The following is a 26868-nucleotide window of genomic DNA, read 5'->3' as shown; positions in this document are numbered from 1 at the left end:
TGCAAAGATCGGGGTATAGCGCAGTCTGGTAGCGCGCCTGCTTTGGGAGCAGGATGTCGGGAGTTCGAATCCCCCTACCCCGACCATTTTTTTGAGCATTGGGTCGTTAGCTCAGTTGGTAGAGCAGTTGGCTTTTAACCAATTGGTCGTAGGTTCGAATCCTACACGACCCACCACTCAAACCTCGCAGTATTCGTAGCACCTCCCTTTTTTTCAGCACACCCAACCCGGGACAGAAGTCTGTCTTGCCGGGGTCAAGTGCTGCCTGGCCTGCAACCACCTTTTTGTTGTTTTCTGAAAGCTCGCTATCGCGGCGAGGCGCCGCTCCTACAGAAAGCCTGAAGCCCTGCTCAGCACTGTGGTGCTGCCCGGCAATTGTAGGAGCGGCGCCTCGCCGCAATAGCAGACTCTCGCTGCAAAGCCGAACTCATCCCGAAAACAACAAACCCGCCGATTGGCGGGTTTGTTGTACAGACAGGATCAGCCTTACAGCTGCGGGCCCGCCTTGACGATGGCCTCGGCCACCTCGAACTTCTTGAAGTTCTCGATGAACAGACCGGCCAGGTCGCGCGCTGCCGCGTCATAGGCAGCCTGGTCGCTCCAGGTGTTGCGCGGGTTCAGCAGCTTGGTCTCGACGCCCGGAACCGCCTTGGGCACATCCAGGTTGATCACCGACACGTGCTCGGTCTCGGCGCCGACCAGCGCACCCGACTGGATCGCCGCGATGATGGCGCGGGTGGTCGGGATGCTGAAGCGGTTGCCGACACCGTAGCCGCCACCGGTCCAGCCGGTGTTGACCAGATAGACCTTGCTGCCGAAGGCATTGATGCGCTTGATCAGCAGCTCGGCGTACTCGCCGGCCGGACGCGGGAAGAACGGCGCACCGAAGCAGGTGGAGAAGGTGGACTTGATACCGCCGCCCGAACCCATCTCGGTGGAGCCGACCAGCGCGGTGTAGCCGGACAGGAAGTGATAGGCAGCCTGCTCGTTGTTGAGGATGGACACTGGCGGCAGCACGCCGGTCAGGTCGCAGGTCAGGAAGATGATCGCGTTCGGCTCACCGGCGAAGTTGGCCTCGACGCGCTTCTCGACGTGCTCCAGCGGATAGGCGGCACGGGTATTCTGGGTCAGGGATACATCGGTGTAGTCGGCCTTGCGGGAGTCCTGGTCGATGATGACGTTTTCCAGTACCGAACCGAACTTGATCGCATCCCAGATGATGGGTTCGTTCTTCTGCGACAGGTCGATGCACTTGGCGTAGCAACCACCCTCGATGTTGAACACGATGCCTTCGCCCCAGCCATGCTCGTCGTCACCGATCAGGTTGCGTGCCGGATCGGCGGACAGGGTGGTCTTGCCGGTGCCGGACAGACCGAAGAACAGGGTGGTGTCGCCGTCGTCACCGACGTTGGCGGCGCAGTGCATCGGCAGCACATCCTTGGCCGGCAACAGGAAGTTCTGTACCGAGAACATCGCCTTCTTCATTTCACCGGCATAGCGCATGCCAGCCAGCAGCACCTTGCGCTGGGCGAAGTTGAGGATCACGCAGCCGTCGCTGTTGGTGCCATCACGCTCGGGCTCGCAGACAAAGTGCGGTGCGTTGAGGATCTGCCACTGCTCCTTGCCCGCCGGATTGTACTGCGGCGGGTTGATGAACAGGGTGCGGCCGAACAGGTTGTGCCAGGCGGTTTCGGTTTCCATGACGACCGGCAGGTAGTGCTCCGGGCTGGCGCCGACGTGAACGTGAGAGACGTAGCTCGGGCCTTCGGCCAGGTAGTCTTCGACGCGGGTCCACAGGGCATCGAACTTGTCTGCCGGGAACGGACGGTTGATCGGACCCCAGGCGATGGCGGTGCTGGTGGACGGCTCGTCAACGATGAAGCGATCCATCGGCGAGCGGCCGGTGCGCTCGCCGGTCTTGACCACCAGGGCGCCATTATCGGCCAGTTGACCCTCATTGCGCTGGACCGCCAACTCGATCAGCTCGGCAATACTCAGGTCGTTAAATACTGTGTTGGTAGCTTGCGTCATCAAACTTCGTCCTCTTCGGCTTGACCGAAATCTCCACAAGACCGATGGATTCGGCCTCAGCACCTAGGGTTTTACAGCTTTGAAAACAGCGCCATCACCGCGCAAGCGCGACATTATGCCAAAGTTTTGGCCGCCGCGCTAAGCGGCGGGCGCCGCGGTTGGTCAATGCAGGCTCCGGGCGTGATCCCGAACCTTGTCGAACAGCTCGACCAGTGCTGCCCGGTCGAACAGATATCGGGTACTGCAGAACTGGCAGTCGATATCTATCTCGCCACCACGCTCTTCCAACAGCAAAAATGCATCGTCCCGCCCCAGACTGACCAGGGCACTGCCCGATCGTTCCGCCGAACAGCTGCACCGAAAGCTAACGGAACGTTCATCGAACAGCCTGACGTCCTCTTCGTGATACAGGCGGTGCAGGATGGTCTGGTTATCCAGCGCCATCAGCTCCTCCACACTCAGGGTATCGGCCAGTATGCTCAGGCGATTCCAGGTTTCCTGACGCTCCTGCGGATCGGTCTGACGATCGGCGGGCAAGGCCTGCAGCATGAAGCCGCGGGCGGTGCGTCCGTCGGCCAGCAGGCGGAAGCGACTGGGCAGCTGTTCCGAGCTGTCGAAATAGCCGGCCAGGGAGTCGGCCAGCGAGTTCCCTTCCAGAGCGACCACGCCCTGGTAGCGCTGACCCTGGTCGGGGTCGATGGTAATCGCCAGCACGCCATCGGGCATCAACGCGGCCAACCCTTCCCCTTGCAGGTCGTCACTGTAGCGGGCGATCGCACGCACTTCCTGCTGGCTGGAACATTCCACCATCAGGGTCGAGAGCGGCCCCGATGAGCGCGCCTGCATGATCAGCAGGCCATCGAACTTGATCGCCGTGGACAACAGCACTGCCGCGGCCAGCATCTCGCCCAGCAGCGCCTTGACCGGCTCGGGATAGTCATGTTTGGCGAGAATCTCACCATAGCTCTGGTTCAGCGACACCAGTTCACCACGCACATCGGCGTGCTCGAACAGAAAACGCTGGGTGACATCCTGGGAGGACATGGCTTCACCTTCAAAAAACCCCGATTATACCCAATCAATCACCGGAAAGCGTATTGCGCTCGTCGCGAAAGCGGTGAATCTGCCGACGCTGCTTCTTGGTCGGACGATGCTCGCTGATCAGCAGCCCCGGGGCGGCGGCCTTGCGCTGCGCGGCGGCGGCCTCGCGCTGCTGGATGCTCTGCTGCGTTTCCTCATACAGCAGCTGGGCCTCGGGCGCACCCCGGCGGACCATGGAAACGGCCCGGATCACTACCGTACGGGTGTCGTGCCCCTGCCGTATCTGCAGCTCGTCGCCGACCTTCGGCTCCTTGCTCGGCTTGCAGCGCTCACCCGCGCTATGCACCTTGCCGCCCTCGATCGCTGCCTTGGCCAATGCACGGGTCTTGAAAAACCGCGCCGCCCACAGCCATTTATCCAGCCGCGGCTTGCCATCTTCGCTCATCGGATCTGTACTCCTGTAGAACCTAGGGTCTGTTGACGTTTCATCATAAGCCGCGCCGGCGCCTGTTTTTGCGCGAGGCAAGGCGCGAGGAGAGAAATTTGGTCATTCCAAATGAACGACGAGTAACGCAGCATCGCGCAAAAACAGGCCCGGCCCTCCGGGTTGCGCGTAAAATCTCGCCATGCGTCGTTGCGGGACTTGGCAAGGGAATGACCATTGCCTGCGTCCCACGCCTAGCCTGGCGAGATTTTACGCTGCAACGCGGCTTATGATGAAACGTCAACAGACCCTGTGCTCACCAGTGTATCAAGCTTGTTGAATCATCGATCTTGGCCCATGATGCGCGCCATTGCAGATTGCCGATTGCAGGAGGGGGAATGAAGACCTTCGATCATCTGAACGTGATCGGGTTACGCGAGTGGATCGGCCTGCCGGAGCTGGGCATACCCAAGCTCCGGGCCAAGGTGGACAGCGGCGCCAGGACCTCGGCGCTGCATGCCAGTGATATCGAGACCTTCGAACGTGACGGCGAGACCTGGGTGCGCTTCAAAGCCCATACCGGCACCCCGCACAAACCCCGCGATACCGAATGCGAGGCCCGGCTGGTCAGCTTCAAGCGGGTCAAGAGCTCCAATGGGCATCTGCAGGAACGTCATGTCATCCGCACTCCGATGGTGCTGGGTGACAAGTGCTGGTGGGTGGACTTCACCCTCACCTGCCGCAAGTCGATGCGCTACCGGGTACTGCTCGGTTGCACCGCCATGCTCGATGGCCAGCTTGTCATCAACCCTGGACTACGCTTCGTCCAGAACCACCCCCAGACAGACCTATATACAGAAGGTTGAACAGAACATCATGAAAATTGCGGTATTGTCGCGCAACCCCAATCTCTACTCTACCCGCCGCCTGGTCGAGGCCGGGCGGGCGCGCGGCCATGAGGTGCGGGTGATTGACACCCTGCGTGCCTACATGAACATCGCCAGCCACAAGCCGAGCATCCATTACAAGGGCACCGAACTGGAGCCCTTCGACGCGGTGATCCCGCGCATCGGCGCCTCTATAACCTTCTATGGCGCCGCAGTGTTGCGCCAGTTCGAAATGATGGGCGTGTTTCCGCTGAACGAGTCGGTGGCGATCAGCCGTTCGCGGGACAAGTTGCGTTCCCTGCAGCTGCTGTCACGCAAGGGCGTCGGCCTGCCGGTGACCGGCTTCGCTCATTCGCCGGATGACATCCCCGACCTGATCAACATGGTCGGCGGTGCGCCGCTGGTGATCAAGCTGCTGGAAGGCACCCAGGGCATCGGCGTGGTCATGTGCGAGACCGAACAGGCCGCCGAATCGGTACTCGAAGCCTTCATGGGCCTGAAGGCCAACATCATGGTGCAGGAATATATAAAGGAGGCCGGCGGCGCGGACATCCGCTGCCTGGTGGTCGGCGACAAGGTGATCGCGGCGATGAAACGCCAGGCCAAGCCCGGCGAGTTCCGCTCCAACCTGCACCGTGGCGGCAGCGCCAGCCTGATCAAGATCACCCCTGAGGAACGCATGACCGCAGTGCGTGCGGCCAAGGTCATGGGGCTGAACGTCGCCGGTGTGGATATCCTGCGCTCCAACCACGGTCCGGTGGTCATGGAAGTCAATTCCTCGCCGGGGCTGGAAGGCATCGAGTCGACCACCGGCAAGGATGTCGCCGGGTTGATCATCGAATACATCGAGAAGAACGCCCGGCCGAACCAGACGCGGACCCGGGGTAAGGGCTGAGCCGATACCGGCTGAAGGACTGACGCTGGCCTGCTCTTCGGTGTGTCGAGCGCCTGCTCGACGCAAGGCGGCTGAGCCGGAGGCGCTACGCCCCGGTTTCCCCAATGGCCCGCACCAGGCTGGCGTAGTCCTCGACGGCCGCGAACTCCTCGGTATCACGCAGTCCACCCTGACTGTCCGGCTGGCGCACCGCCAGCAGCTGCGCGATACCGAACTCGCGGGCGGCGCGCAGGATCGCCAGGCCATCATCGATGAACAGAGTGCGCGCCGGATCGAACTCCACCTCGCCGCGCAGCGCATGCCAGAACGCCTGCTGTTCCTTGGGATAACCGAAATCGTGGGAGCTGATCAAGCGCTGGAAATAGGTGCGCAGCTCGACCCGCTCCATTTTCAGCGACAGTGAATCGCGGTGCGCATTGGTGATCAGTACCACCTGCCGGCCGCTCTGCTGCAGCGCCTGCAGAAACGCATCGGCATCCGGGCGCAGGCGGATCAGGTGCGCCACCTCGCGCTTGAGTTCGACGATCGGCAGGCCCAGCTCGCGGGTCCAGAAGTCCAGGCAGTACCAGTCCAGCTGGCCATGGATACGCCGCATCAGCGGGTCGATCCGCTCTCTGGCCCACGCCAGCGTCTGGCCGTGCTGGCGGGCATAGCACTGCGGCAGGTAGTCGACCCAGAAGTGATTATCGAAGTGCAGGTCCAACAGCGTACCGTCCATATCCAGCAGGACGGTGTCGATGGTATTCCAGTTGAGCATGAGTGGTTGGGTTTTGCTTGAGTGGACGGCTATGATAACAGACCACCCATTGATCACGGAGCCAGCATGCCGCAGAAGCCAGAGATTCTCGACGCCCGCGTTGTCGCCAAGAGTCGGTTGTTCACCGTCGAGCAGATGCAGCTGCGTTTCAGCAACGGCACCGAGCGCACCTACGAACGCCTGGTTGGCTCCGGCGCGGGCTACGGTGCGGTGATGGTGGTGGCCTTGCAGGATGAGCGCACGGCCCTGCTGATCGAGGAGTATTGCGGCGGCACCCATGACTACCAGTTGTCGCTGCCCAAGGGCCTGGTCGAGCCGGGCGAGGACGTGCTGGATGCGGCCAACCGCGAACTGATGGAAGAAGCCGGCTTCGGTGCCCAGCGCATGGAACTGCTGGGCAAGCTGTCACTGTCACCCGGCTACATGAGCCAGAGCATCTCGGTGGTACTGGCGCGCGACCTGTATGAGAAGCGCCTGCCGGGTGATGAACCCGAACCGATCCGCGTCGACAGTGTTGACCTGTACGCCCTGAGCGAGCTGCTGTCGCGCCCGGGCTTTTCCGAAGGCCGGGCACTGGCGGCGCTGTACCTGGTGCGTGACCTGCTCGAACAACGCGGCGAGCTGCGGCCATGAGCCTGCCGTTCGCTGTCGAGCGACTCTGCCAACTGGCACGTGATGCTGGCCAGGCAGCGATGCCCTGGTGGCGCCAGGACCCGGAAGTGATCATCAAGACCGATGATTCCCCGGTCACTGCCGCCGATCTGGCGGCCAACCAGTGCATTCTTGATGGATTGCAGGCGCTGACCCCGGATATCCCGACGCTGTCCGAGGAAGCTGCCGATGTGCCACTGCCGCAGCGTCGGCACTGGTCGCGTTTCTGGCTGATCGACCCGCTGGACGGCACCAAGGAGTTCATTGCCGGCAGCGACGAGTTCACCGTCAATATTGCCCTGATCGAAGACGGACAGGTGCGCTTCGGCGTGGTCGGCGTCCCGGCGCGCGATACCCTGTACTGGGGCGGTGCCGGGCTCGGCAGCTGGCGCCAGCAGGGCAATCAGGCGCCTGAGGCGCTGCACTGCCGTGCCCCGGCGAGGCCATTGCGGGTGGTCGCCAGCCGCCGGCATACCAGCGCCGAGCAGGAAGCGCTGCTGCAACGCCTGCGGCAGGCCCATGCCGTGGAGCTGGCCGGGGTCGGCAGCTCACTGAAATTTTGCGTCCTGGCCGAGGGCGCTGCGGACCTGTACCCGCGCTTCGCCCCCACCAGCCAGTGGGACACCGCGGCCGCCCAGGCGGTGCTGGAAGGTGCCGGCGGTCAGGTGCTGGATCTGCACGGCCAGCGCTTCGCCTACCCGCACCGCACAGACTGGCTGAACCCGTACTTCATCGCCACCGGCAGCCCCGACCCGGCCCTGCGGCAACTGCTGCTCTCAGAACCAACATAGGAGTCCACCATGTTTCTCCGAACACCGCCCGAGCACAAAATGCGCCTGCCAAGCGCCACCGAGGCCCTGCCCGGCCGCCCCGAGCCGATTCCCACCAGTAGTATCCACGCCGTGCTGGGCACGCCGATCAAGCCGCCGTTCCCGGACCATCTGCAGCAGATCATCGTCGGCATGGGCTGCTTCTGGGGTGCCGAGCGGCTGTTCTGGCAACTCGACGGGGTGCATACCACCGCCGTCGGCTACAGCGCCGGACTGACCCCGAACCCGACTTATGAGGAGGTCTGTTCCGGGCTGACCGGGCACAACGAGGTGGTACTGGTGGTATTCGATCCGCAGGTCCTGACACTGGACGAGCTGCTACGGGTGTTCTGGGAAAGCCATGATCCGACCCAGGGCATGCGCCAGGGCAACGACCTGGGCACGCAGTACCGCTCCGGCATCTACGTCAGCGATATGGCCCAGCGAGCGCAGGTCGAAGCCAGCCGCGCACGCTTCGCCGAAGCCCTGCAGGCGGCCGGTCGTGGGCCGATCACCACCGAGATTATTCCAGCGGCGGAATTTTACTACGCGGAGGACTATCATCAGCAGTATTTGCACAAGAACCCGGGCGGCTATTGCGGCCTGGCCGGGACCGGAGTTTGCATGCGGTAATATTTTTTTGCTTGCAGATTCAGGCAATTACTAATAAAACATCCGCTCTGCGGAATAACTCAACGGCACCATGCCGGACCTGGGAACTGCTCCTGGCGATGCACCGGGAACAGGCCTTAGAGACCGCTTTCTTGCCGGTGTCGCTGATGCGAGGCTCGAACGCATAATCCAATAACCCTGACCATCTTCCCCGGGAGCCCATGCTGTTACTGACACTGATCTTGATCCCCTTCATCGGGTGCTTCATCGCGGCCCTGTTGCCGGTGAACGCGCGCAACAGGGAGGCCTGGCTTGCCGCCGCCGTCGCCCTGATCGGCCTGATCATCATCGGTATCCAGTTCCCGCATATCAACAATGGCGAGGTGTTGCGCTACCAGCTCGACTGGATGCCCGAATACGGGCTGAACCTGGTGTTGCGCATGGATGGTCTGGCCTGGCTGTTCAGCATGCTGATCATCGGCATATTCCTGCTGGTGGTGCTGTATGCACGCTACTACATGTCGCCGGAAGATCCGGTACCACGCTTCTTCTCCTTCCTGCTGGCATTCATGGGCTCCATGCTCGGGGTGGTGCTGTCGGGCAACCTGATCCAGCTGGTGCTGTTCTGGGAGCTGACCAGCCTCTCGTCCTTCCTGCTGATCGGCTACTGGCACCACCGCGCCGAGGCGCGGCGTGGTGCGCGCATGGCCTTCACCGTGACCGCCACCGGCGGCCTGTGCCTGCTGGCCGGGGTGCTGATGCTCGGCCACATCATCGGCAGCTATGATCTGGATGTGGTGCTGAATTCCGGCGAGGTGCTGCGCGAACACGCCTGGTACCTGCCCACACTGATTCTCATCGCCCTCGGCGCCCTGACCAAGAGCGCGCAGTTCCCGTTCCACTTCTGGCTGCCGCATGCCATGGCCGCGCCCACGCCGGTCTCGGCTTACCTGCACTCGGCCACCATGGTCAAGGCCGGTATCTTCCTGCTGATGCGCCTGTGGCCGGTGCTGTCGGGCACGCCGGAGTGGACCTGGATCATTGGCGGCGCCGGGGTCTGCACCTTGCTGATCGGCTCGTTCATCGCGATCTTCCAGCATGACCTCAAGGGGCTGCTGGCCTACTCCACCATCAGCCACCTGGGTCTGATCACCGCCCTGCTCGGCATAGGCACGCCGCTGGCGATGGTGGCGGCGATCTTCCATACCCTCAACCACGCCACCTTCAAGGCCTCGCTGTTCATGGCGGTGGGCATCATCGATCACGAAAGCGGCACCCGCGACATGCGCAAATTGCGCGGTCTGTCCAAACTCATGCCGCATACCGCGACCCTGGCGATCGTCGCCTCGGCAGCCATGGCCGGGGTGCCCTTCCTCAATGGCTTCCTGTCCAAGGAAATGTTCTTCGCTGAAGCCCTGCTGGTCGGCAGCAACAGCAACTGGTGGATGCCCCTGGCGGCGGTGACCATGGGTGTGTTCAGCGTGGCCTACTCGCTGCGCTTCATCTACGTATTCTTCGGCAAGCCGGCCACCGATCTGCCGAAAACACCACACGAGCCACCACGCTGGATGCGCTTTCCGGTGGAGGTTCTGGTGGTGTTCTGCCTGATCGTCGGCATCATCCCGGGCCTCAGCGTAGGGCCGGTGTTGCATAACGGCGTGCAGGCGGTACTCGGCGAGCAGACGCCGTACTACAGCCTGGCACTGTGGCATGGCTTCAATGTGCCGTTGCTGATGAGCTTCATCGCCCTGGGTGGTGGTGTGCTGCTGTATGCGGTGCTGCGTACCCGGTTCAACCTCACGCACCGCGACCAGGTTCCACTGCTGTACCGTTTCAATGGCAAGCAGGCCTATGAAAGCACCATGCTGGAGTTGCGCAGCGGCGCCTCGCGGCTGGAAAGACTGCTTGGCACCCGCCGCCTGCAACCACAGCTGGTGTTGATGGTTTCCGTCTGCCTGGCAGCTGCGGTGGTCACCGCCTGGTCCGCACCCCAGGTATGGGCGGCCATAGAACCCAGCAAGCCGCACATTCCCTTCAGCGTATTGTGGCTGGTCGGTTGCGCCTGCGCCATTGCCGGTGCCTGGCAGGCCAAATACCACCGCCTGGCCTCTCTCAGCCTGGTCGGCGGTGCCGGCCTGGTGGTGTGCCTGACCTTCCTCTGGCTGTCCGCACCAGATCTGGCGCTGACCCAGTTGATGGTGGAAACCGTGACCACGGTACTGATCCTGCTCGGTCTGCGCTGGCTGCCGCCGCGCATCCTGTCCATCGAGCAGGACCGCGCCGAGAACCGCCGGGCCCGGGTGCGCCGTAGCCGCGACTTCGTCCTCGCAGTGCTCGCCGGCCTGGGCATGGCAGCGATCAGCTATCTGGTACTGACGCTGCCGGCCGGCAGCGGTATCGGCGGCTTCTTCCTTGAGCGGGCACTGTCCGAAGGTGGTGGCAGCAACGTGGTCAACGTGCTGCTGGTGGACTTCCGCGGCTTCGACACCATGGGCGAGATCGCCGTGCTGGGTATAGTCGCACTGACCGTCTACGGCCTGCTGCGCCGCTTCCGCCCGGCCGCTGAAAGCATGTCGCTGCCCGCCCAGCAGACCAACCTGGTGGACCCGGCCGCGCAGCAGACACCCACCGAGCAGGCCGAGAGCGGCTACCTGATGGTGCCGGGGGTGTACCTGCGCCTGCTGCTGCCGATGATCCTGGTGTGCTCGCTGTACTTCTTCATGCGCGGGCACAACCTGCCCGGTGGTGGCTTCGTCGCCGGCCTGGTGTTCTCGGTGGGCATCATCATCCAGTACATGCTGGCCGGCACCGTCTGGGTCGAATCACGCCTGCACCTGCAACCGCACCGCTGGCTGGCGCTGGGGCTGATCATCGCCGTAGTTACCGGGCTCGGCGCGCTGGTGGCCGGCTATCCGTTCCTGACCAGCCATACCGCGCACTTCACCCTGCCGGTATTGGGTGAACTGCATATGCCCAGCGCGTTCTTTTTTGATCTCGGCGTGTTCTGCGTGGTGGTTGGCGCCACCATGCTGATTCTGACCGCGCTGGCCCACCAGTCGATCCGCAGCCACCGTCTGCCATTGGCTGCCATGGAGGCCGCCGATGCCGCCGATGCCGCTGGAAAGGAGAAAAACTGATGGAAGCTGTCATCGCCATTGCCATTGGCGTCCTGTTCGCCTCGGGGGTCTGGCTGATCCTGCGTCCGCGTACCTTTCAGGTCATCATCGGCCTGCTGCTGATTTCCTACGCGGTCAACATGTTCATCTTCATCATGGGCCGCCTGACGGTGAACAAGCCACCGTTGACGCTGAAGGAACCGATCGAGGCAGGGCTGTTCGCCGATCCGGTGACCCAGGCGCTGGTGCTCACCGCCATCGTCATCGGCTTCGCCACCACCGCGCTGTACCTGGTCCTGCTGCTGACCTCGCGCGGCCTGACCGGCACCGACCATGTGGATGGTAAGGAACCACGCCAATGAGTTTCTGGGCTGACCAACTGATCCTGCTGCCCATCCTGCTGCCGCTGCTGTTCGCCGCGGCGCTGGTACTGCTCAGCGGCCGCCAGCAACAGCTCAAGTATGCCGTCAACCTGATCGGCACCCTGGCGCTGCTGGCCACCGCCATCACCCTGTTCTGGATCACCGACAAGGAGATCTGGCCCAACGGCGTGGGCGTCTACCTGGCCGCCAACTGGATAGCCCCCTTCGGTATCGCACTGGTGGTGGACCGCTTGTCGGCGCTGATGCTGACCCTGGCGGCGGTCATCGCGGTGGCGGCGCTGCTGTTCTCCTACCGCCGCTGGAGCCGAGCCGGTGTGCACTTCCATTCACTGTTCCAGTTCCTGCTGGCGGGGATCAACGGCTCCTTCATCACCGGCGACCTGTTCAACCTGTTCGTGTTCTTCGAGATCATGCTGGCGGCCTCCTACGGCCTGCTGCTGCTCGGCCTGCAGGCCAACCGGGTGCGCGCCAGCATGCAGTACGTGGTGGTCAACCTGGTCGCCTCATCGTTTTTCCTGATCGGCGTGGCACTCATCTATGCCGCCGCCGGCACCCTGAACATGGCCGACCTGGCGGTGCGCGCCGCCAACCTGGGCGACAGCGAGCGGCTGCTGCTGGAAGTCGGGGCCGCGGTGCTGGCCATCGCCTTCCTGACCAAGAGCGCCATGTGGCCGCTGGGGTTCTGGCTACCCACCACCTATGCTGCAGCGGCGCCGCCAGTGGCAGCGATGCTGGTGCTGATGACCAAGGTCGGCGTCTATGTGCTGCTGCGCCTGTGGCTGCTGGTATTTGCCGAGCAGGAAGCTTCGCTCGGGGCGATTTCCGGTACCGCGCTGGTGGTTGGCGGCCTGCTCACCCTGGTCTTTGGCACCATAGGTCTGCTGGGCAGCCAGGAATTGGGGCGCATGGCCGGTTTCAGCGCGATCATTTCCTCCGGTACGCTGCTGGCGGCGGTCGGTTATGGTGAACAGAAGGTCGTCGGCGCCGCGCTGTTCTATCTGGTCAGCTCGACCCTGGCGGTAGCAGCGTTCGTGCTGCTGATCGAGCTGGTCGAACGCATTCGCAAGCCCAGCGCGGCGATGCTGGCGCTGACCATGGAAGCCTTCGCCATCGACGACGACCCCGAGGAGTCCGCCGGGGTGGTGATTCCCGCAGCGATGGCCTTCCTCGGCCTGTCGTTCTTCGCCTGTGCGCTGATCATCGCCGGCCTGCCGCCGCTGTCCGGCTTCCTGGCCAAGTTCGCGCTGTTCCATGCGCTGCTCAACCCGACCGGGCTGTTCGTCGACAACCTGTACATGGCCGGCCCGCTGGCCTGGACCATGCTGGCGCTGATCATCATCTCGGGGCTGGCAGCGATCATCTCGCTGATGCGCTTCGGCGTACGCACCTTCTGGGCCACGCCGGATGCCAAGGCCCCGCGCCTGCAACTGAGTGAAGCTGCACCGGTGCTGGCGTTGTTGCTGCTGTGCGTGGTGATGAGCGTGGCGGCCGGGCCGACCAGCCGCTATATGGAACGCGCCTCCGCCACCCTGCATCAACCGCAGCTGTATATCGAGCGCGTGCTGTCGAGCCCCGCGGTACCCGGTGTCGTGAGCACCGCAGGAGTAGAGCAATGAAACGCTGGCTGCCTACTCCGCTGATGTCGCTGGCCCTGTTGCTGCTGTGGCTGATGCTCAACCAGAGCATCGAGCCGGCGCACCTGCTGCTCGGGGCGATCATCGCCATCGCCGTCCCCCTGCTGATCGCACCGCTGCGGCCGACGCCGGCGCGGGTATCACGGCCGCTGACCATCATTCGCCTGACCATCTATGCGCTGATCGAGATCCTGCGCTCGTGCTTCAACGTCTGCACACTGATCCTGTTCGGCCGGGGCCGCCTCAATTCGCAGTTCATCCGCATCCCCCTGGACCTGCGTGATCCCCATGGCCTGGCGGTGCTGGCGTGCATCATCAACTCCACTCCCGGCACCGTCTGGGTAGAGATCATTCCAGGCAGTAACGACCTGGCACTGCATGTATTCGACCTGCACGATGCGGCCTGGTGGGTGAACATGATCAAGACCAGGCTGGAAAGCCCCTTGATCGAGATTTTCGAACAGGAGAAAGCATGACAGGCCTGATGCTGACACTGGCGCTCGGTTTCGCCCAGCTGTGCGTGCTGCTGGCGCTGATCTTCTGTGCCATCCGCCTGCTGCGCGGCCCCACCGCCCAGGACCGGGTGCTGGCACTGGATTCATTGTGGATGGTGGCGATGCTGTTCATCCTGCTGCTGGGCGTGCGCTTCTCGAGCATGGTGTACTTCGAAGCAGCGCTGGTGATAGCGCTGACCGGCTTCGTCTCATCCATTGCCCTGGCCAAGTTCCTGATGCGCGGGGAGATCATCGAATGAGCAGTTTCCTCACCGAGCCGATGAGCGCCCTTTCCCCGTGGCTGGCGATCCCCATCGCCCTGCTACTGGTACTGGGTGGCCTGATCACCTTCATTGGCGCCCTGGGTCTGCTGCGCCTACCGAATTTCTACCAGCGTATTCATGGTCCGGCGGTGTTCATTACCGTCGGCACCGGCTGCTTCCTGATCTCCTCCATGCTGTACTTCAGCGGTACCGAGGAGCGACCGGTGGTGCATGAACTGCTGATCACCGCCTTCGTCCTGCTGACGGCGCCAGTGGTATCGATGATGGTGATGCGTGCCGGGGTGTATCGCGATCTGCGCGCACGCAAGCCCGACAGCGGCAAGATCGATGCCTATCAGTTCCCGGATGATGAATAACGGCTGGACAGGATGATGGGCGGCGCTACCCCGCCGCCCAGAAGTTACCCTGACTTATTCGGAAACGTTGCTGGCGACAGCCAGACTCGGCATCAGCAGACTGGCCAGGCGGAACAGGTTGCCACCCTGGCTGATCAGCAATTTCGGCCCATTGGACCCGATCAGCTTACCGGCGAGCAGCCCCGCCGCCAGGCTTGCGGCGACCCAATACAGCGGCGGTACCCGTTGCAATGCGGTAGAGCGCTCCCGCCCATCGAGCTTGAGCAGGGCAAGCTCGATGGCAAGCTGGTCATCCAGCTGCCGGATCTGATTTTCCAGCGTCTTGCGTCCCATTCACTTGCTCCTTCAGCGCTTTCAGTTGCCGGTTGGTTGCCGGGAAGGACAGGCTCTTCGCAAATTTCTTGCAATAGGCCGCCATGATTCCCAATGCCACTACCTGTACAACGATGAACGTCCCGATAGCCAGCGCCTGGGAGCCAAGCCAGGCGAATACCAGCCACGCCAACAGCACGGAAAGGCCGATCCAGGCCAGCAGTGCAATGGGCAGCATGACCAACCCCAACACCACCAGTCGCCCGGAGTCGCCCGCGGCCAGACGCAGCTCCAGCCCCGCCAGGCGAACCAGATCGCCGCCTGCCAGCGCGGCATGCTCCAGCCATTCCAATGACGACTTGAGCTCAGCCGTCAGCGGCTGTCGGCGCTGCTCCTGGCCGCCGACATCGCCGCTTTCAGGCGTATTCTCTCCGGGAATACCGGTCATTTCTTGGACATGAGCTGCGAGACCAGGAAACCGGCGGCAAAGGCAAGACCGAGCGTCGCCAGCGGCTTGTCGTGCAGGTAGCTGTTGGCTTGGTCACATAGCTCTTCAGCCTTGGCCTTGCCCTTCATCAGCTGCCCCTCGGCGTCCTGTTTCCAGTCCATCCCGGCGGCTTCGGCTGCATGCTTGAAGTGTTCCTTGGCTTCCATCAACTTGCTGTAGGCAGCCGCCACCGCTTCCTTACCAGAGTCGATTTCTTCTTTCTTGCTGACATCGTTTTGCTTCGTCACGGTTCCGTTCTTGTCAACAGCAGTCATATTCATGCGCTCCTTGATAGCTTCGGATAAGTCGTGTTCAACACATCGACACAATACTTGACCCCCGGGGCCTGCGGCATGTTCCCGCTTTTTTGCAAATCAGCCCACTCAGGGCTGACCCGCCAGCCAGTCCATGCGCCAGCCACCCGTCCCGGACTGGGCCAGCTGCGCAGCGAGCCAGGGCAGGGTCTGCTCCAACTCCTCCCATAATGGCCATGGCGGGTTGACCAGCATCAGTCCCGAGCCATTGAGACCCAGGCTGGTATCGACTGGCCGCACATTCAGCTCGACCCGCAGCACCTTGGGCAGCCCTGCAGCGGCGATGCCCTGGTAGAACTCACGCAGCAGGCGCTGATCCTTGATCGGATACCACAGCGCGATCACCGTCTGGCGCATGCGCTGGATGCCGACCTGCATGGCGGCGAGGCAGCGCTGCAGGTCATCGGACTTCTCGAATGGCGGGTCGAGCAGCCACAAGGCGCGTTTCTCCGCCACCGGCAGGAAGGCCTTGGGCAACTCGTAGCCATCACGCTGGTGCGTGGCGATACGCGGCTCGTCGGCAAAATGATCTTTCAGCGTCAGCGCATCCTCGGGGTGCAGTTCGCTGAGAATCATGCGGTCCTGCTCACGCAGTGCATCGGCCACCAGTTGTGGCGAGCCTGGATACAAGCGTAGCAGCCCATCGGTATTGTGGCGCGCCACCGCATCGCGGTAGGCGAGCAACAGCTCGGGCAAATCGTCCCGGCTCCATAACCGACCGATGCCTTCCAGATACTCCCCGGTACGGCTGGCATCCTCGCCGTGCAGGTCATACAGCGCGGTGCCGGCATGACTGTCCAGATAGCACAGGGGAGCCTCCTTGCGCTGCATCAGGGTGACCATGCGCAGCAGGATGGCATGCTTGAGGACATCGGCGTGATTGCCGGCGTGGAAGCTGTGGCGGTAATTCATGTGAGGTTCCTGAACGGCGGATGCTGCATTCTAGGGCCTGTTAGCGCTTCATCGCCAGTCGCACCGGGGACGGTCAGGCACGACCGGTGGATTTTGCTGCCCTGCCCTGCATTTCCTGCAACAGCTCTTCCAGCTCCGTCATCAACCAGCGCATATAGGGTTCCTGGCCGAGTGACTTGCGCCAGTACAGGCGCACCGGGATGCTGCGGCAGGCGAAGGGTACCGGCAGCAGGCGATTGCCGTTGAGCCGGGCCAGGCTTTGCGCGTAGCTGCGTGGCATGGTCAGCAGCAGATCGGTCTGGGCAACCACCTGCGCGGCGGCGTGGTAGTGTTCACAATGCAGGGCGATGCGGCGTTGCTGACCACCGATGCCGAGCAGATCCTGGTCGACCAGCGCGCGTTCGTGCTCGGCGAGGGTGACCAATACCTGCTCACTGTGGGTGTAGTCCTGCAGGCTCAGCGCACCACTGGCATAGGCCGGATGGCCGGGGCCGACCATGACGCACAGTTCCTCCTTCAGCAGCTCGCGGCTGGCCAGTTGCTCGCTGACCGGGTATTCCAGGCCGACCGCCATGTCCAGCGCACCGGACAGTATCCGCGCTTCGATATCTTCACCCGGCACCCGCTGGCTGCGAAAGCGCACCTGCCAGCGCCGCTGCCGGGCGCGTTGCATCAGCGCCGGCATCAGCAGAAACTCGAGGGCATCGCGCAGGCCGCAGCGGAAGATCATGGCTGACTGCGTCGGGTCGAAGGGAGCATTGCGCAGGGTGGTGCCGGCGAGCTGCTCAAGGGCCGCACGCACCTCCGGCAGGATGCTGCGGGTATGCGCGGTCATCACCAGTTGCCGACCATGCTTGACGAACAGCGGGTCACCGAGCATCTCGCGCAGCCGACGCAGGGCATGGGAGACCGCCGACTGCGACAGATTCAGCTGTGCTCCAGCCTCGCTGGTACTGCCACTGTCGGCCACCGCAAGCAGAACGCGAAACAGGTTGAGATCGCCTTTCGAATGAATTTCGCTCATTGTTTCGCCTGAAAAAACTACATTATACACATAGGTCGTTGCAGGTTACTGTGCCGGGATGATCGGACAAGCAACCCGATCAGTGCGACTGATTCATCTCCCGAAACAATAACCACAAGCCGGGACAGACGGGCCATGCCCGCAACCGGCAAGGACTGACCATGGCCGGCGATCTGTTATCACAGGTGGTACTCCCCCTGTGCTTGTTCATCATCATGCTGGGGATGGGGCTGACGCTCACCCCCGGCGACTTTACCCGCATTTTCCGCTCTCCCCGCGCTGCACTGGTGGGGCTGGGCGGCCAGATGCTGGCGTTGCCGCTGGTCGGCTTCGCCCTCGCCGCCTGGCTGATGCCCACCCCGGTGCTGGCGATCGGCCTGGTGCTGCTGGCGGCCTGTCCCGGCGGTGCCACGTCCAATCTGGTGACCTATCTGGCGCGCGGCGATCTGGCATTGTCGGTGAGCCTGACCGCGGTCAACAGTCTGCTGGCCATCGTCACCATTCCACTGGTGGTCGGGCTGGCCTTCCTGGTGTTTTCCGATGGTTATCAGAACGTGCAGATTCCGGTGTCGAAGATGATGCTGAGCCTATTGCTGATGACCCTTCTGCCGGTGGCACTGGGTATGTGGGTACGCGCGCGCAGCGCCCGCCTGGCGCATTGGCTGGAGCCGAAGATCAGCCTGTTCGGCGCGCTGTTCATGGCCGTCCTGATACTGCTGATTCTGTATCGTGAAGGCGGTAACCTGCTGCCGACGCTGTCCTACAGCGGACCGGCGGTGCTGTTGCTCAACCTGATCATGATGGCGGTCGGCCTGCTGGCGGCGCTGGCCATGCGCCTGAACTCCGCCCAAACCACATCGATCACCCTGGAAATGGGTATCCAGAACAGCACCCTGGCGATTCTGGTGGCTACCAGCTTCCTGCAGGACCAACGGCTGGCAGTACCCGCCGCACTCTACTCGATGGTGATGTATGTGACGGCCATGGCGGTGGTGGCATTCCGGCGGCGCCGCCATGCCTCATGCGAGATGGCACATGGAGTCCAGGATTCAGCCGCCATGGACGATGCTCCACCCGCGCGGTAAACGTCAACAGACCCTAGGCCTGCTGGCTGGTCGGCGTCACCCGCAACACTTCCTCGATGGTGGTCAGCCCGGCGGCCACCTTCTGTGCCCCCGACAGGCGCAGACTGTGCATGCCTTCGCGGTAGGCCTGGCGGCGCAGGGCGTTGAGATCGATATCGGCCTGCACCAGCGGCTTGAGACTGTCGCTCAGCGGCATCAGCTCGTAGACCCCGGCCCTGCCGCGATAGCCGGTTTCGCGGCATTCGGGACAGCCGACCGGGCGGTGCGCGCGACCGGGCAGCGGCGAGTTCCACGGTTTGGTCAGTTCATGCCAGTCGCGTTCGTCGATCTCCACCGGCTCCTTGCAGTGCGGACACAAGGTGCGCACCAGGCGTTGGGCCATGACCCCGAGCACCGTCGCCTTGATCAGGTAGGCCGGCACCCCCAGTTCGATCAGCCGGCTCACCGAACTGGGTGCATCGTTGGTGTGCAGGGTGGACAGCACCAGGTGGCCGGTCAACGCCGCCTGGATCGCCATTTCCGCGGTCTCCAGGTCGCGGATCTCGCCGACCATGATGATGTCCGGGTCCTGGCGCATCAGCGCACGCACGCCACTGGCGAAGGTCAGCTCGATATTGTGCTGCACCTGCATCTGGTTGAAACTGTCTTCGACCATCTCGATCGGGTCTTCGATGGTGCAGACGTTGACCTCCGGGGTCGCCAGTTGCTTGAGCGTGGTGTACAGCGTGGTGGTCTTGCCCGAGCCGGTCGGACCGGTCACCAGGACGATGCCGTTGGGCTGCTGGACCATGCCCTGCCAGCGACGCTGGTCCTCGCCGGAAAAGCCCAGTTGGTCGAAACTGCGCAGCAGCACGTCGGGGTCGAAGATACGCATGACCATCTTCTCGCCAAACGCGGTCGGCAGGGTCGACAGGCGCAGTTCGATCTCGTTGCCCTGCGGTGACTTGGTCTTGACCCGGCCATCCTGCGGCTTGCGCTTTTCCGCGACATTCATCCGCCCCAGGGTCTTCAGGCGGCTGACCACCGCCACCGCAACCTGCAGCGGAAACTGATAGACAGTATGCAATACACCATCGATGCGCAGGCGTACGCTGCCGGCCTCGCGCCTGGGTTCGATATGGATGTCGCTGGCGCGCTGCTCGAAGGCATACTGGAACAGCCAGTCAACGATATTGACCACGTGGGCATCGTTCGCATCGGGCTCCTGACCCATGCTGCCCAGGTTCAGCAACTGCTCGAAGTTGCCGACCGCACTGAGCTTCTGGTCCGTGGCATTGGCGCCATGCACCGAGCGCGCCAGCCGGTAGAACTCCACCGAATAGCGCTGGATATCCGCCGGGCTGGCCACCACCCGGCGGATATCGCGCTTGAGCACATGCACCAGGTCGGCTTCCCAGCCACGCACGAAGGGCTGGGCGCTGGCGATGGTCACCTCGCGCTCGTTGATGTCCACAGCGAGAATGCCGTGGCGCTGGGCAAAGGCGAAGGACATCAGCGGGGTCACGGCGGAGACATTGATCTTCAACGGATCGATGCGGTAGAACGGCTGACCCGCCTCGCTGGCCAGCCAACGGCTCAGCGACTCGATATCCAGCGTCTTGCCTGGACGGCTCGGGTCCTGCGGTGCCTGCCCGGCGATGAACTCCAACGGATGCAGCTTGGCGGTCGCGCCGGTGGCCGAACGCCGCAGCATGCTCAGTTGCTCGGCCGTCTCCTGACCCAGGCGTCCCTGCTGCACCAGCGCGCTCAGCAGATCGGTCAGTTCCAGGCGCCGGTCGCTGCCGGGCACGGCCAGTTCGCTCAGATGCTTCATCCCTGTTTCCCCCTGCTCCATGTCAGCCGTTGAGCTCCCGCCAGGCATCGAGTTTGCGCAGCCGCTGGCCCTGCTTGCGCAGCGCCGTGAGCAGCGCCGGGCGCACCTCGTCATCAACCAGCGGATACTGCTCCAGCAACGCCTGCAGCTTGTTCAGCTCACCGAACAGCCGATCCGGCTCTGGCACCTGCAGATACTGGCGGAAGCCGGACAGCAGGAAGTACAGGCGACTGAGCCGCGGCTGCTGGTCCAGCCACAGCCCCACCTCGCTGTCGGCATCGTTGTGGTGCGGCACGCGCAGCTCCTGGATCTCGCGGCCAACCGCTGCCAGCTGCCAGCGCGGCAGGCTCAGCGCGCCAATCCGCTCACCGCGCGGCGGCCGACCGGCTTTCCAGCCGGCCTCGTGCAGCCACAGCGCCAGGCCGATGAACAATTGCCCCCAGGCCGGATCGGCGACGCTCTGTTCGAATACCTGCGGCGCCCGCTCGCGGGCATCGCGGCCCTGCTCATCGTCGGCCCAGCCAGCGAGTACCAGTGGCCGGTATTGCTCCAGCAACCGATCCAGCAGCGGCGTGAAGGGTTGTGCGGCACTGCGTGGCAGGGCCAGGTCGAACACGCCGAAGAACGCCCGCAGACTGACCAGGTTCACCACCAGCTCACGAAACAGTCGCCACTGGCCGCTGAAGCGATATTGCTCAGCCAACCGCTGGGTATGCCCAAGCAGTTGCCAGCCAGCCCCGGCGATCACCTCGTCGACGCTGCTCTCTGGCGACCAGTTGCCGGCCTCCAGGCGCAGATCGTAGCTGCCCGGATCGAACAGCCGATAGCCCCGTTCGGCCTTGCTGATGTCGCAGGGCATCAAGGGCACATCCTCGGCCAGCGCAGCGGCCAGCTCCAGCAGCGCGGCAGTCGGCCCGCTGCGCAGCTCCAGTTCCAGCTCGCAGATCGGCTCCTGTCGACCATCGGCTACCACCTGCCCCTGATCCAGTGCGGCCTCGACTTCCACCGTCTCGCCAGCGCGCTCCCAGCGCAAAATCGCCTTGGTGCGCTGGAAGTCGGTGGTGAACACCGGCACCAGGGTGAGCTTGTCCAGCGCGCCCAGGCTGGCCGGCCAGCAGCTGTCGTCGAGCAGGGTCAGATCCAGTGCGGCGGCGCTCACCGGCCAGTCCCATTCATTGCGTTCGGACAGGCCGGCAACGCTCTGGCCACGGCTCTTGAGGGTCTGGATGAACTGCTCGCCATCACGCCGCACCCGCAATGCCACGCGCGCGGCGGACAGCTCGCGCGAGGCGGTGTCGTAGTACTGGTTGTACAACGGGCCGCTCTGCCACTCGCCCTGCAGACGCTGGCGCAGCAACGGATGAGTGCGCAGGTTGTCGAGGACCTCGGGGCTGACCCGCAGCTTGATTTCTGTCTCTTTGACCATGCTCTTCTCTTAATGGTTTTGCGCGATCGGCCGTGATCGAATCTGTTTGTGTCGTTTTTGTGTCTTTTGGATGACCGGCCGCCCGACCGGGATTATAATCAGCAGCCCATCCAGCCTTGGAGCCCCAGTATGTCCAGCAATCCTTTCGTGAATCTCTTCGGCCGCTCCCCCATCGGGCCGATGCAGCAACATATGGCCAAGGCCCATGAATGCGCTGCCCAGCTGGTACCCTTCATCGACGCCCTGATGGCGGAGGACTGGGTCGAAGCCGAGCGCATTCAGCAGCAGATATCCAATCTTGAACGCGAAGCCGACCAGATGAAAAAGAATGTTCGCGTCAATCTGCCCAACAGTCTGTTTCTCTCGGTACCACGCTCGGATCTGCTCGAACTGCTCAGTGTACAGGACAAAGTCGCCAACCGCGCCAAGGATATCGCCGGCCTGATGCTGGGTCGCAGAATGAAGATCCATCCCGACGTACAGCCGGCCTTCAGAGGTTTCGTCGAACGTTCGGTGGACGCGGCAGCCCAGGCTTTGCGGGCCATGGATGAACTGAGCGAGCTGATGGAAACCAGCTTTGCCGGTCGCGAGGTGAAGCTGGTCGAGAAGTTGATCGACGAGCTGGAACGTATCGAGCACGATACCGATGAGATGCAGATCAAGCTGCGCGCCGAGCTGTACAAACGCGAAGCGGTACTACCCCCGGTGGACGTCATGTTCACCTACCAGATCATCGAATGGATCGGTGATGTCGCTGACCGAGCGGAACGCGTAGGGAATCGCCTGGGCGTCATCATGGCCCGCTGACGGGCCCGCCTGCCACACACTCACTCACCAACAGAGCTTTTCACTTATGACCCTGATCGCAGAATATGGCACCCTATTGCTGGTGCTGGCCTGCCTGTTCGGCTTTTTCATGGCTTGGGGCGTCGGCGCCAACGACGTAGCCAATGCCATGGGCACCTCGGTCGGCTCCCGCGCCCTGACCATCAAGCAAGCCATTCTTATCGCCATGGTCTTCGAGTTTCTCGGCGCCTACCTGGCGGGCGGCTCGGTCACCCAGACCATCCGCAGCGGTATCGTCGACTCATCGATGATAAGCCCCGAGCAGATGGTCTTCGGCATGCTGGCCTCGCTGCTGGCGGCCGGGACCTGGTTGCTGGTCGCCTCCATCAAGGGCTGGCCGGTATCCACCACCCACACCATCATCGGCGCGGTGATCGGCTTTGCCGCTGTCGGGGTGTCGGTGGATTCGGTCAAATGGATGGGGGTGGTACCGATCGTGTCCAGCTGGGTGATCTCTCCCTTTCTGTCCGGCAGCATCGCCTTCATGATCTTCCTCAGCGTGCACAAGCTGATCCTGGATACCGACGACCCCTTCGCCAATGCCAAACGCTACATCCCCATCTACATGTTCGCAGTGGGCTTCATCATCGCCCTGATGACCCTGACCAAGGGGCTCAAGCACGTCGGGCTGAATTTCACTGACCTGCAAAGCTTCGGCCTGGCGGTATTGTCCGGCCTGGCGGTGACCATGATCGGCGTGATCCTGATGAGCCGCATCAAGGATGAACCCTCGAAAAAATCGCACCTGCATGGGGTCGAACGGGTATTCGCCATCCTGATGATCTTCACCGCTTGTGCCATGGCCTTCGCTCATGGCTCCAACGACGTGGCCAATGCCGTCGGTCCGCTGGCAGCCATTGTCGGCGTCCTGCAATCCGGTACCATTCATGCCCAGTCCACCGTTCCCGGCTGGGTTCTGCTGCTCGGCGCCCTCGGTATCGTCGTCGGCCTGGCCACCTACGGTTACCGGGTGATCGCGACCATCGGCAAACACATCACCGAGCTGACTCCCAGCCGCGGTTTTGCCGCCGAACTGGCGGCCGCTACCACGGTAGTGGGTGCCTCGGGTATCGGCCTGCCGGTCTCCACCACCCACACCCTGGTAGGGGCGATTCTCGGGGTCGGCATGGCCCGCGGTATCGCCGCGCTCAACCTCAAGGTGATCGGCACCATCTTCACCTCCTGGGTAGTCACCCTGCCCGCCGGGGCCATTCTGTCGATCATCTACTTCCTGATCTTCTCGGCCATTTTCGGCTGACGCCCGCGCCTGGCTGACGTAAGCTGTCCGCTCAGCTACGGCCCCGTGTATCGAGCCACGGTACACGGGGCCAGCAGTCAAGGAGTCAGCCATGCCCCTCCCCTCGCTCAAGGCGCAATTCGCCGCGCTACTGCAAACCCCCTCCATCAGTTGCACCCAGGCCGAACATGATCAGTCCAACCTGCCGGTGATCCATCTACTGGCCGACTGGCTCGGCAGCCTGGGCTTCGACTGCCGCATCCAGATGGTCACCGAATCACCGGCCAAGGCCAACCTGATCGCCAGCCTGGGCCAGGGCCCGGGTGGGCTGGTACTGGCTGGGCATACCGACACCGTGCCCTGCAACCCGGAACGCTGGCAGCATGACCCCTTTGCCCTGACCGAGGCGGATGGGCGCTGGTATGGCCTGGGCAGCTGCGACATGAAGGGTTTCTTCCCGCTGATCATCGAGGCGCTGCGGCCGCTGCTGGATCGCCCGCTGCAGCAACCGCTGATCATTCTCGCCACCGCCGACGAGGAAAGCGCCATGGGCGGCGCCCAGGCGCTGGTGGCCGACGACCTGCTCGGTGCCCGCCACGCGGTCATCGGTGAGCCGACCGGGCTGCAACCGATCCGGGTACACAAGGGAATCCTGATGGAGCGTGTGGATATCACCGGCCAGGCCGGCCACTCCTCCGACCCCAGCCTGGGACACAATGCCATCGAGGCCATGCACCAGGTCATCAGCGAGCTGCTGACCCTGCGCAGCGGCTGGCAACAGCAGTGGCACGACCCGCTGTTCAGCGTGCCGACACCGACGCTGAACCTGGGCTGCATCCATGGCGGCGACAACCCCAACCGCATTTGCGGCCACTGCGCCCTGGAGTTCGACCTGCGGCCACTGCCCGGCATGGACCCGGGCGCCCTGCGCGCCAGCATCGGACAGCGCCTGGCCGAGGTAGCGGCGCGGCACCAGGTGCAGATCGACTACCAGCCGCTGTTTCCCGGCGTCCCGCCTATGGACACCCCGGCCACTGCCGCCATCGTCCAGGCCTGCGAGCAGCTGACCGGCTACCGCGCCGGCAGCGTGGCCTTCGCCACCGAAGGGCCGTACCTGAACCAACTCGGCCTACAAACCGTCATCCTCGGCCCCGGCGACATCGCCCAGGCGCATCAGCCGGACGAGTACCTGGCGCTGGACAGGATCGAGCCGACGGTGAGGATATTGCGGGAGTTGATTGGGCGGTTTTGTTTGTAGGCGGGGCTTTTCCCCCTCTCCCCAGCCCTCTCCCGCAAGGGGAGAGGGAGCCGGATCTGTGCAAACCGGCAATATCGGTTGCCTGAGCCTGCCGTGGCTAGTGTGCTCGCCGAGCTAATGGATGTTTTCCTACAGCAGCAAAATACAAGAACTACCGGTAGGCATGGCTTGACTCCCTCTCCCCTTGCGGGAGAGGGCTGGGGAGAGGGGGAAACCAACCCCTCACCGAAACGGCGGCTCATCAAAACTGCGCAACTTGCGCGAGTGCAAACTACTCTGCCCACGCAACAGCTCCAGCGCCGCGATGCCGATATGCAGATGCTGGGTCACCGCGCGCTCATAGAACGCCCCCGCCGCCCCCGGCAGCTTGATCTCGCTGTGCAGCGGCTTGTCCGATACACACAGCAGCGTGCCATAGGGCACCCGCAGCCGGTAGCCCTGGGCGGCGATAGTGCCGCTTTCCATGTCCACCGCCACCGCCCGGGCCAGGTTGATCAACGGCCGTTCCTGGGCCCAGCGCAGTTCCCAGTTGCGGTCGTCATAGGTCAGCACGGTACCGGTACGCAGCCGTCGCTTGAGTGCGTCGCCCTTGTCTCCGGTTACCAGCGCCGCCGCATCCTGCAGCGCCTGCTGCACTTCCGCCAGCGCCGGCAACGGTATGTTCGGCGGCAGCACCCGGTCGAGGATGCCGTCGCGGCGCATGTAGGCATGCGCCAGTACATAGTCACCGATGGTCTGCGACTGGCGCAGGCCGCCACAGTGGCCGATCATCAGCCAGCAATGCGGGCGCAGTACCGCCAGGTGGTCGGTGATGTTCTTGGCATTGGACGGCCCGACACCGATGTTGACCAGGGTGATGCCGTCGCCGTCTTCGGCCTGCAGATGATAAGCCGGCATCTGGAAGCGATGCCAGACCACCGTCTCCAGTACCGCCTGCATCTCGCCTTCGGCCATGCCGCGGCGGATCACCACGTTGCCCGGCAGTACCATGCGGCAGAAACGCGAGTCGTTGATCAGCATGTCCAGCCCGTGGCGGACGAACTGGTCGACATAGCGGTGGTAGTTGGTCAGCAGTATCCACGGCTGCACATGGCGCCAGTCGCTGCCGGTGTAGTGCACCAGTCGGCGCAGGGAAAAGTCCACCCGCGCCGCGTCGAACAGCGCCAGTGGCAGCGGATCGGCCTTCTGCCAGTCGTGCAGACCATCGGCGGTGTCGTCGCTGGCCGAGGCCAGGTCGGTACTGGGGAACACCCTGGCCAGCTCGGCGGCGGTCACCCCCGAGCCGGCCAGTTCGTCGCCCTGCTCGACCACATAGGGATAGGGGATCGCCTGCTGGCTGACACCGACCTCGACGCGCACGCTGAATTCGTTCATCAGCGGATGCAGCTGTTCCAGCAGATAGCCGCGGAATGCCTGCGGCTGGGTCACGGTGATGCTGTAGGTGCCGGGCACCTGCACCTTGGCCCAGGCGCGCACACTGCTCGGCACCGCCTCGGCTCCCGACCAGCTCAGGCGCAGCTCGGGGTAGCGGAACAGGCGCAGCTGGCTGGCATCCGGCCGGCTGCGGTCTTTCAGATAGGCCTTCAGCGAGCGCCCCAGCGCCTCCACAGCCTGCTGGTACAGCGCAGCCAGGCGATCGACTGCCGCCTCGGGGGTCGGCACCACCATGAAATCATCAGCACCTGCGGTCACGGCATTCTCTCTTGTTGCGGTTGATCCCTTGTATCTTGCCTGTGTTTCACGCGCATGGCACGACCTGCAAGCGATGGCGCCCTTGAAG

27 protein-coding genes and 2 tRNA genes are annotated in these 26868 nt (G+C 63.5%); 17 read left to right on the top strand and 12 right to left on the bottom strand.

All coding sequences use genetic code 11. The features are described 5' to 3' along the window. Positions 1 to 9: 9 nt before the first annotated feature. Positions 10 to 86: transfer RNA gene (locus H6X51_RS12130), tRNA-Pro, on the top strand. Positions 87 to 100: 14 nt separating this feature from the next. Then, positions 101 to 176, top strand: a tRNA-Lys gene (locus tag H6X51_RS12125). Positions 177 to 486: 310 nt separating this feature from the next. Here H6X51_RS12125 and H6X51_RS12120 read toward each other — a convergent pair. From H6X51_RS12120 to H6X51_RS12110, 3 genes are all read right to left on the bottom strand, one after another. Further along, the gene (locus tag H6X51_RS12120; protein WP_185267743.1) at positions 487 to 2031 is read right to left on the bottom strand and encodes a phosphoenolpyruvate carboxykinase; all 1545 of its coding nucleotides are present in this window, start codon (positions 2029 to 2031) and stop codon (positions 487 to 489) included. 162 nt (positions 2032 to 2193) lie between these two features. Then, positions 2194 to 3075 (bottom strand): Hsp33 family molecular chaperone HslO, encoded by an 882-nt coding sequence (hslO, locus tag H6X51_RS12115; protein WP_185267742.1) that lies wholly within the window; start codon positions 3073 to 3075, stop codon positions 2194 to 2196. A 34-nt stretch (positions 3076 to 3109) separates the two neighbouring features. Continuing rightward, entirely contained in the window at positions 3110 to 3517 is a 408-nt protein-coding gene (locus H6X51_RS12110; RefSeq protein ID WP_185267741.1) for an RNA-binding S4 domain-containing protein, read from the bottom strand. A gap of 377 nt (positions 3518 to 3894) precedes the next feature. Between H6X51_RS12110 and rimB the strand changes: the two genes are divergently transcribed. Both rimB and rimK read left to right on the top strand, forming a co-directional pair. Beyond that, positions 3895 to 4362: a retropepsin-like aspartic endopeptidase RimB gene (rimB, locus tag H6X51_RS12105; RefSeq protein WP_185267740.1), complete on the top strand. Its 468-nt coding sequence runs from the start codon at positions 3895 to 3897 to the stop codon at positions 4360 to 4362. Positions 4363 to 4372: 10 nt separating this feature from the next. Then, the gene (gene rimK / locus H6X51_RS12100) at positions 4373 to 5278 is read left to right on the top strand and encodes a 30S ribosomal protein S6--L-glutamate ligase (RefSeq protein WP_185267739.1); all 906 of its coding nucleotides are present in this window, start codon (positions 4373 to 4375) and stop codon (positions 5276 to 5278) included. An 85-nt stretch (positions 5279 to 5363) separates the two neighbouring features. Here the strand turns inward: rimK and yrfG are convergent, their stop codons facing one another. After that, positions 5364 to 6035, bottom strand: a complete 672-nt coding sequence (gene yrfG, locus H6X51_RS12095) for a GMP/IMP nucleotidase (protein WP_185267738.1) — start codon at positions 6033 to 6035, stop codon at positions 5364 to 5366. A 66-nt stretch (positions 6036 to 6101) separates the two neighbouring features. Between yrfG and nudE the strand changes: the two genes are divergently transcribed. From nudE to mnhG, 9 genes are all read left to right on the top strand, one after another. Next, entirely contained in the window at positions 6102 to 6668 is a 567-nt protein-coding gene (nudE, locus tag H6X51_RS12090; RefSeq protein WP_185267737.1) for an ADP compounds hydrolase NudE, read from the top strand. Continuing rightward, positions 6665 to 7477: a 3'(2'),5'-bisphosphate nucleotidase CysQ gene (cysQ, locus tag H6X51_RS12085; RefSeq protein ID WP_185267736.1), complete on the top strand. Its 813-nt coding sequence runs from the start codon at positions 6665 to 6667 to the stop codon at positions 7475 to 7477. Before nudE ends, cysQ begins: the two co-directional genes overlap by 4 nt. A 9-nt stretch (positions 7478 to 7486) precedes the next feature. Then, on the top strand, positions 7487 to 8128 hold the full coding sequence (msrA, locus tag H6X51_RS12080) for a peptide-methionine (S)-S-oxide reductase MsrA (protein ID WP_185267735.1): 642 nt from the start codon (positions 7487 to 7489) through the stop codon (positions 8126 to 8128). A gap of 200 nt (positions 8129 to 8328) precedes the next feature. Continuing rightward, positions 8329 to 11244, top strand: coding sequence for a monovalent cation/H+ antiporter subunit A (locus H6X51_RS12075; protein WP_185267734.1), 2916 nt, complete (start codon positions 8329 to 8331; stop codon positions 11242 to 11244). After that, on the top strand, positions 11244 to 11585 hold the full coding sequence (locus tag H6X51_RS12070; RefSeq protein ID WP_185267733.1) for a Na+/H+ antiporter subunit C: 342 nt from the start codon (positions 11244 to 11246) through the stop codon (positions 11583 to 11585). Before H6X51_RS12075 ends, H6X51_RS12070 begins: the two co-directional genes overlap by 1 nt. Then, positions 11582 to 13222: a monovalent cation/H+ antiporter subunit D gene (locus H6X51_RS12065; RefSeq protein WP_185267732.1), complete on the top strand. Its 1641-nt coding sequence runs from the start codon at positions 11582 to 11584 to the stop codon at positions 13220 to 13222. The genes H6X51_RS12070 and H6X51_RS12065 overlap by 4 nt, the downstream gene beginning before the upstream one ends. After that, on the top strand, positions 13219 to 13716 hold the full coding sequence (locus H6X51_RS12060; protein WP_185267731.1) for a Na+/H+ antiporter subunit E: 498 nt from the start codon (positions 13219 to 13221) through the stop codon (positions 13714 to 13716). The genes H6X51_RS12065 and H6X51_RS12060 overlap by 4 nt, the downstream gene beginning before the upstream one ends. Before the next feature lie 8 nt (positions 13717 to 13724). Next, the gene (locus H6X51_RS12055; RefSeq protein ID WP_407925968.1) at positions 13725 to 13994 is read left to right on the top strand and encodes a K+/H+ antiporter subunit F; all 270 of its coding nucleotides are present in this window, start codon (positions 13725 to 13727) and stop codon (positions 13992 to 13994) included. After that, positions 13991 to 14374 carry a monovalent cation/H(+) antiporter subunit G gene (mnhG, locus tag H6X51_RS12050; protein ID WP_235991321.1) on the top strand — a complete coding sequence of 128 codons (384 nt, stop codon included), beginning with the start codon at positions 13991 to 13993 and terminating at the stop codon, positions 14372 to 14374. Before H6X51_RS12055 ends, mnhG begins: the two co-directional genes overlap by 4 nt. Before the next feature lie 54 nt (positions 14375 to 14428). Here mnhG and H6X51_RS12045 read toward each other — a convergent pair whose 3' ends face one another. The 5 genes from H6X51_RS12045 to H6X51_RS12025 form a co-directional block, all read right to left on the bottom strand. Further along, complete coding sequence (locus H6X51_RS12045; protein WP_185267729.1) at positions 14429 to 14707, bottom strand: hypothetical protein; 279 nt, start codon at positions 14705 to 14707, stop codon at positions 14429 to 14431. Further along, positions 14664 to 15134 carry a hypothetical protein gene (locus H6X51_RS12040; RefSeq protein ID WP_185267728.1) on the bottom strand — a complete coding sequence of 157 codons (471 nt, stop codon included), beginning with the start codon at positions 15132 to 15134 and terminating at the stop codon, positions 14664 to 14666. The genes H6X51_RS12045 and H6X51_RS12040 overlap by 44 nt, the downstream gene beginning before the upstream one ends. Then, complete coding sequence (locus tag H6X51_RS12035) at positions 15131 to 15448, bottom strand: DUF883 C-terminal domain-containing protein (RefSeq protein WP_185267727.1); 318 nt, start codon at positions 15446 to 15448, stop codon at positions 15131 to 15133. The genes H6X51_RS12040 and H6X51_RS12035 overlap by 4 nt, the downstream gene beginning before the upstream one ends. A 108-nt stretch (positions 15449 to 15556) precedes the next feature. Next, the gene (locus tag H6X51_RS12030; RefSeq protein WP_185267726.1) at positions 15557 to 16399 is read right to left on the bottom strand and encodes a 23S rRNA (adenine(2030)-N(6))-methyltransferase RlmJ; all 843 of its coding nucleotides are present in this window, start codon (positions 16397 to 16399) and stop codon (positions 15557 to 15559) included. A gap of 73 nt (positions 16400 to 16472) precedes the next feature. Beyond that, on the bottom strand, positions 16473 to 17423 hold the full coding sequence (locus H6X51_RS12025) for a LysR family transcriptional regulator (RefSeq protein WP_185267725.1): 951 nt from the start codon (positions 17421 to 17423) through the stop codon (positions 16473 to 16475). Positions 17424 to 17584: 161 nt separating this feature from the next. Here H6X51_RS12025 and H6X51_RS12020 point away from each other — a divergent pair, with 161 nt between their 5' ends. After that, positions 17585 to 18508, top strand: coding sequence for a bile acid:sodium symporter family protein (locus H6X51_RS12020; RefSeq protein ID WP_185267724.1), 924 nt, complete (start codon positions 17585 to 17587; stop codon positions 18506 to 18508). Positions 18509 to 18521: 13 nt separating this feature from the next. On the opposite strand, the gene H6X51_RS12015 is transcribed toward H6X51_RS12020, so the two are convergent. Then, on the bottom strand, positions 18522 to 20321 hold the full coding sequence (locus tag H6X51_RS12015; RefSeq protein ID WP_185267723.1) for a GspE/PulE family protein: 1800 nt from the start codon (positions 20319 to 20321) through the stop codon (positions 18522 to 18524). Between the two features lie 22 nt (positions 20322 to 20343). Next, positions 20344 to 21747 (bottom strand): CYTH domain-containing protein, encoded by a 1404-nt coding sequence (locus tag H6X51_RS12010; protein ID WP_185267722.1) that lies wholly within the window; start codon positions 21745 to 21747, stop codon positions 20344 to 20346. Positions 21748 to 21876: 129 nt separating this feature from the next. On the opposite strand from H6X51_RS12010, the gene H6X51_RS12005 reads away from it, so the two are divergent. From H6X51_RS12005 to argE, 3 genes are all read left to right on the top strand, one after another. Then, a complete protein-coding gene (locus H6X51_RS12005; protein WP_185267721.1) occupies positions 21877 to 22554 on the top strand; it encodes a TIGR00153 family protein in 678 nt (225 codons plus the stop codon). Between the two features lie 46 nt (positions 22555 to 22600). After that, positions 22601 to 23851 (top strand): inorganic phosphate transporter, encoded by a 1251-nt coding sequence (locus H6X51_RS12000; protein ID WP_185267720.1) that lies wholly within the window; start codon positions 22601 to 22603, stop codon positions 23849 to 23851. A 91-nt stretch (positions 23852 to 23942) separates the two neighbouring features. Further along, positions 23943 to 25088 carry an acetylornithine deacetylase gene (gene argE, locus H6X51_RS11995; RefSeq protein WP_185267719.1) on the top strand — a complete coding sequence of 382 codons (1146 nt, stop codon included), beginning with the start codon at positions 23943 to 23945 and terminating at the stop codon, positions 25086 to 25088. Positions 25089 to 25310: 222 nt separating this feature from the next. Here the strand turns inward: argE and amn are convergent, their stop codons facing one another. Beyond that, a complete protein-coding gene (gene amn / locus H6X51_RS11990; RefSeq protein WP_185267759.1) occupies positions 25311 to 26756 on the bottom strand; it encodes an AMP nucleosidase in 1446 nt (481 codons plus the stop codon). Positions 26757 to 26868 lie beyond the last annotated feature (112 nt).

Source organism: Halopseudomonas xiamenensis, from assembly GCF_014219065.1.
In the GTDB taxonomy this organism is placed as follows: domain Bacteria; phylum Pseudomonadota; class Gammaproteobacteria; order Pseudomonadales; family Pseudomonadaceae; genus Halopseudomonas; species Halopseudomonas xiamenensis.
This window is presented reverse-complemented; position numbering and strand designations above follow the sequence as displayed.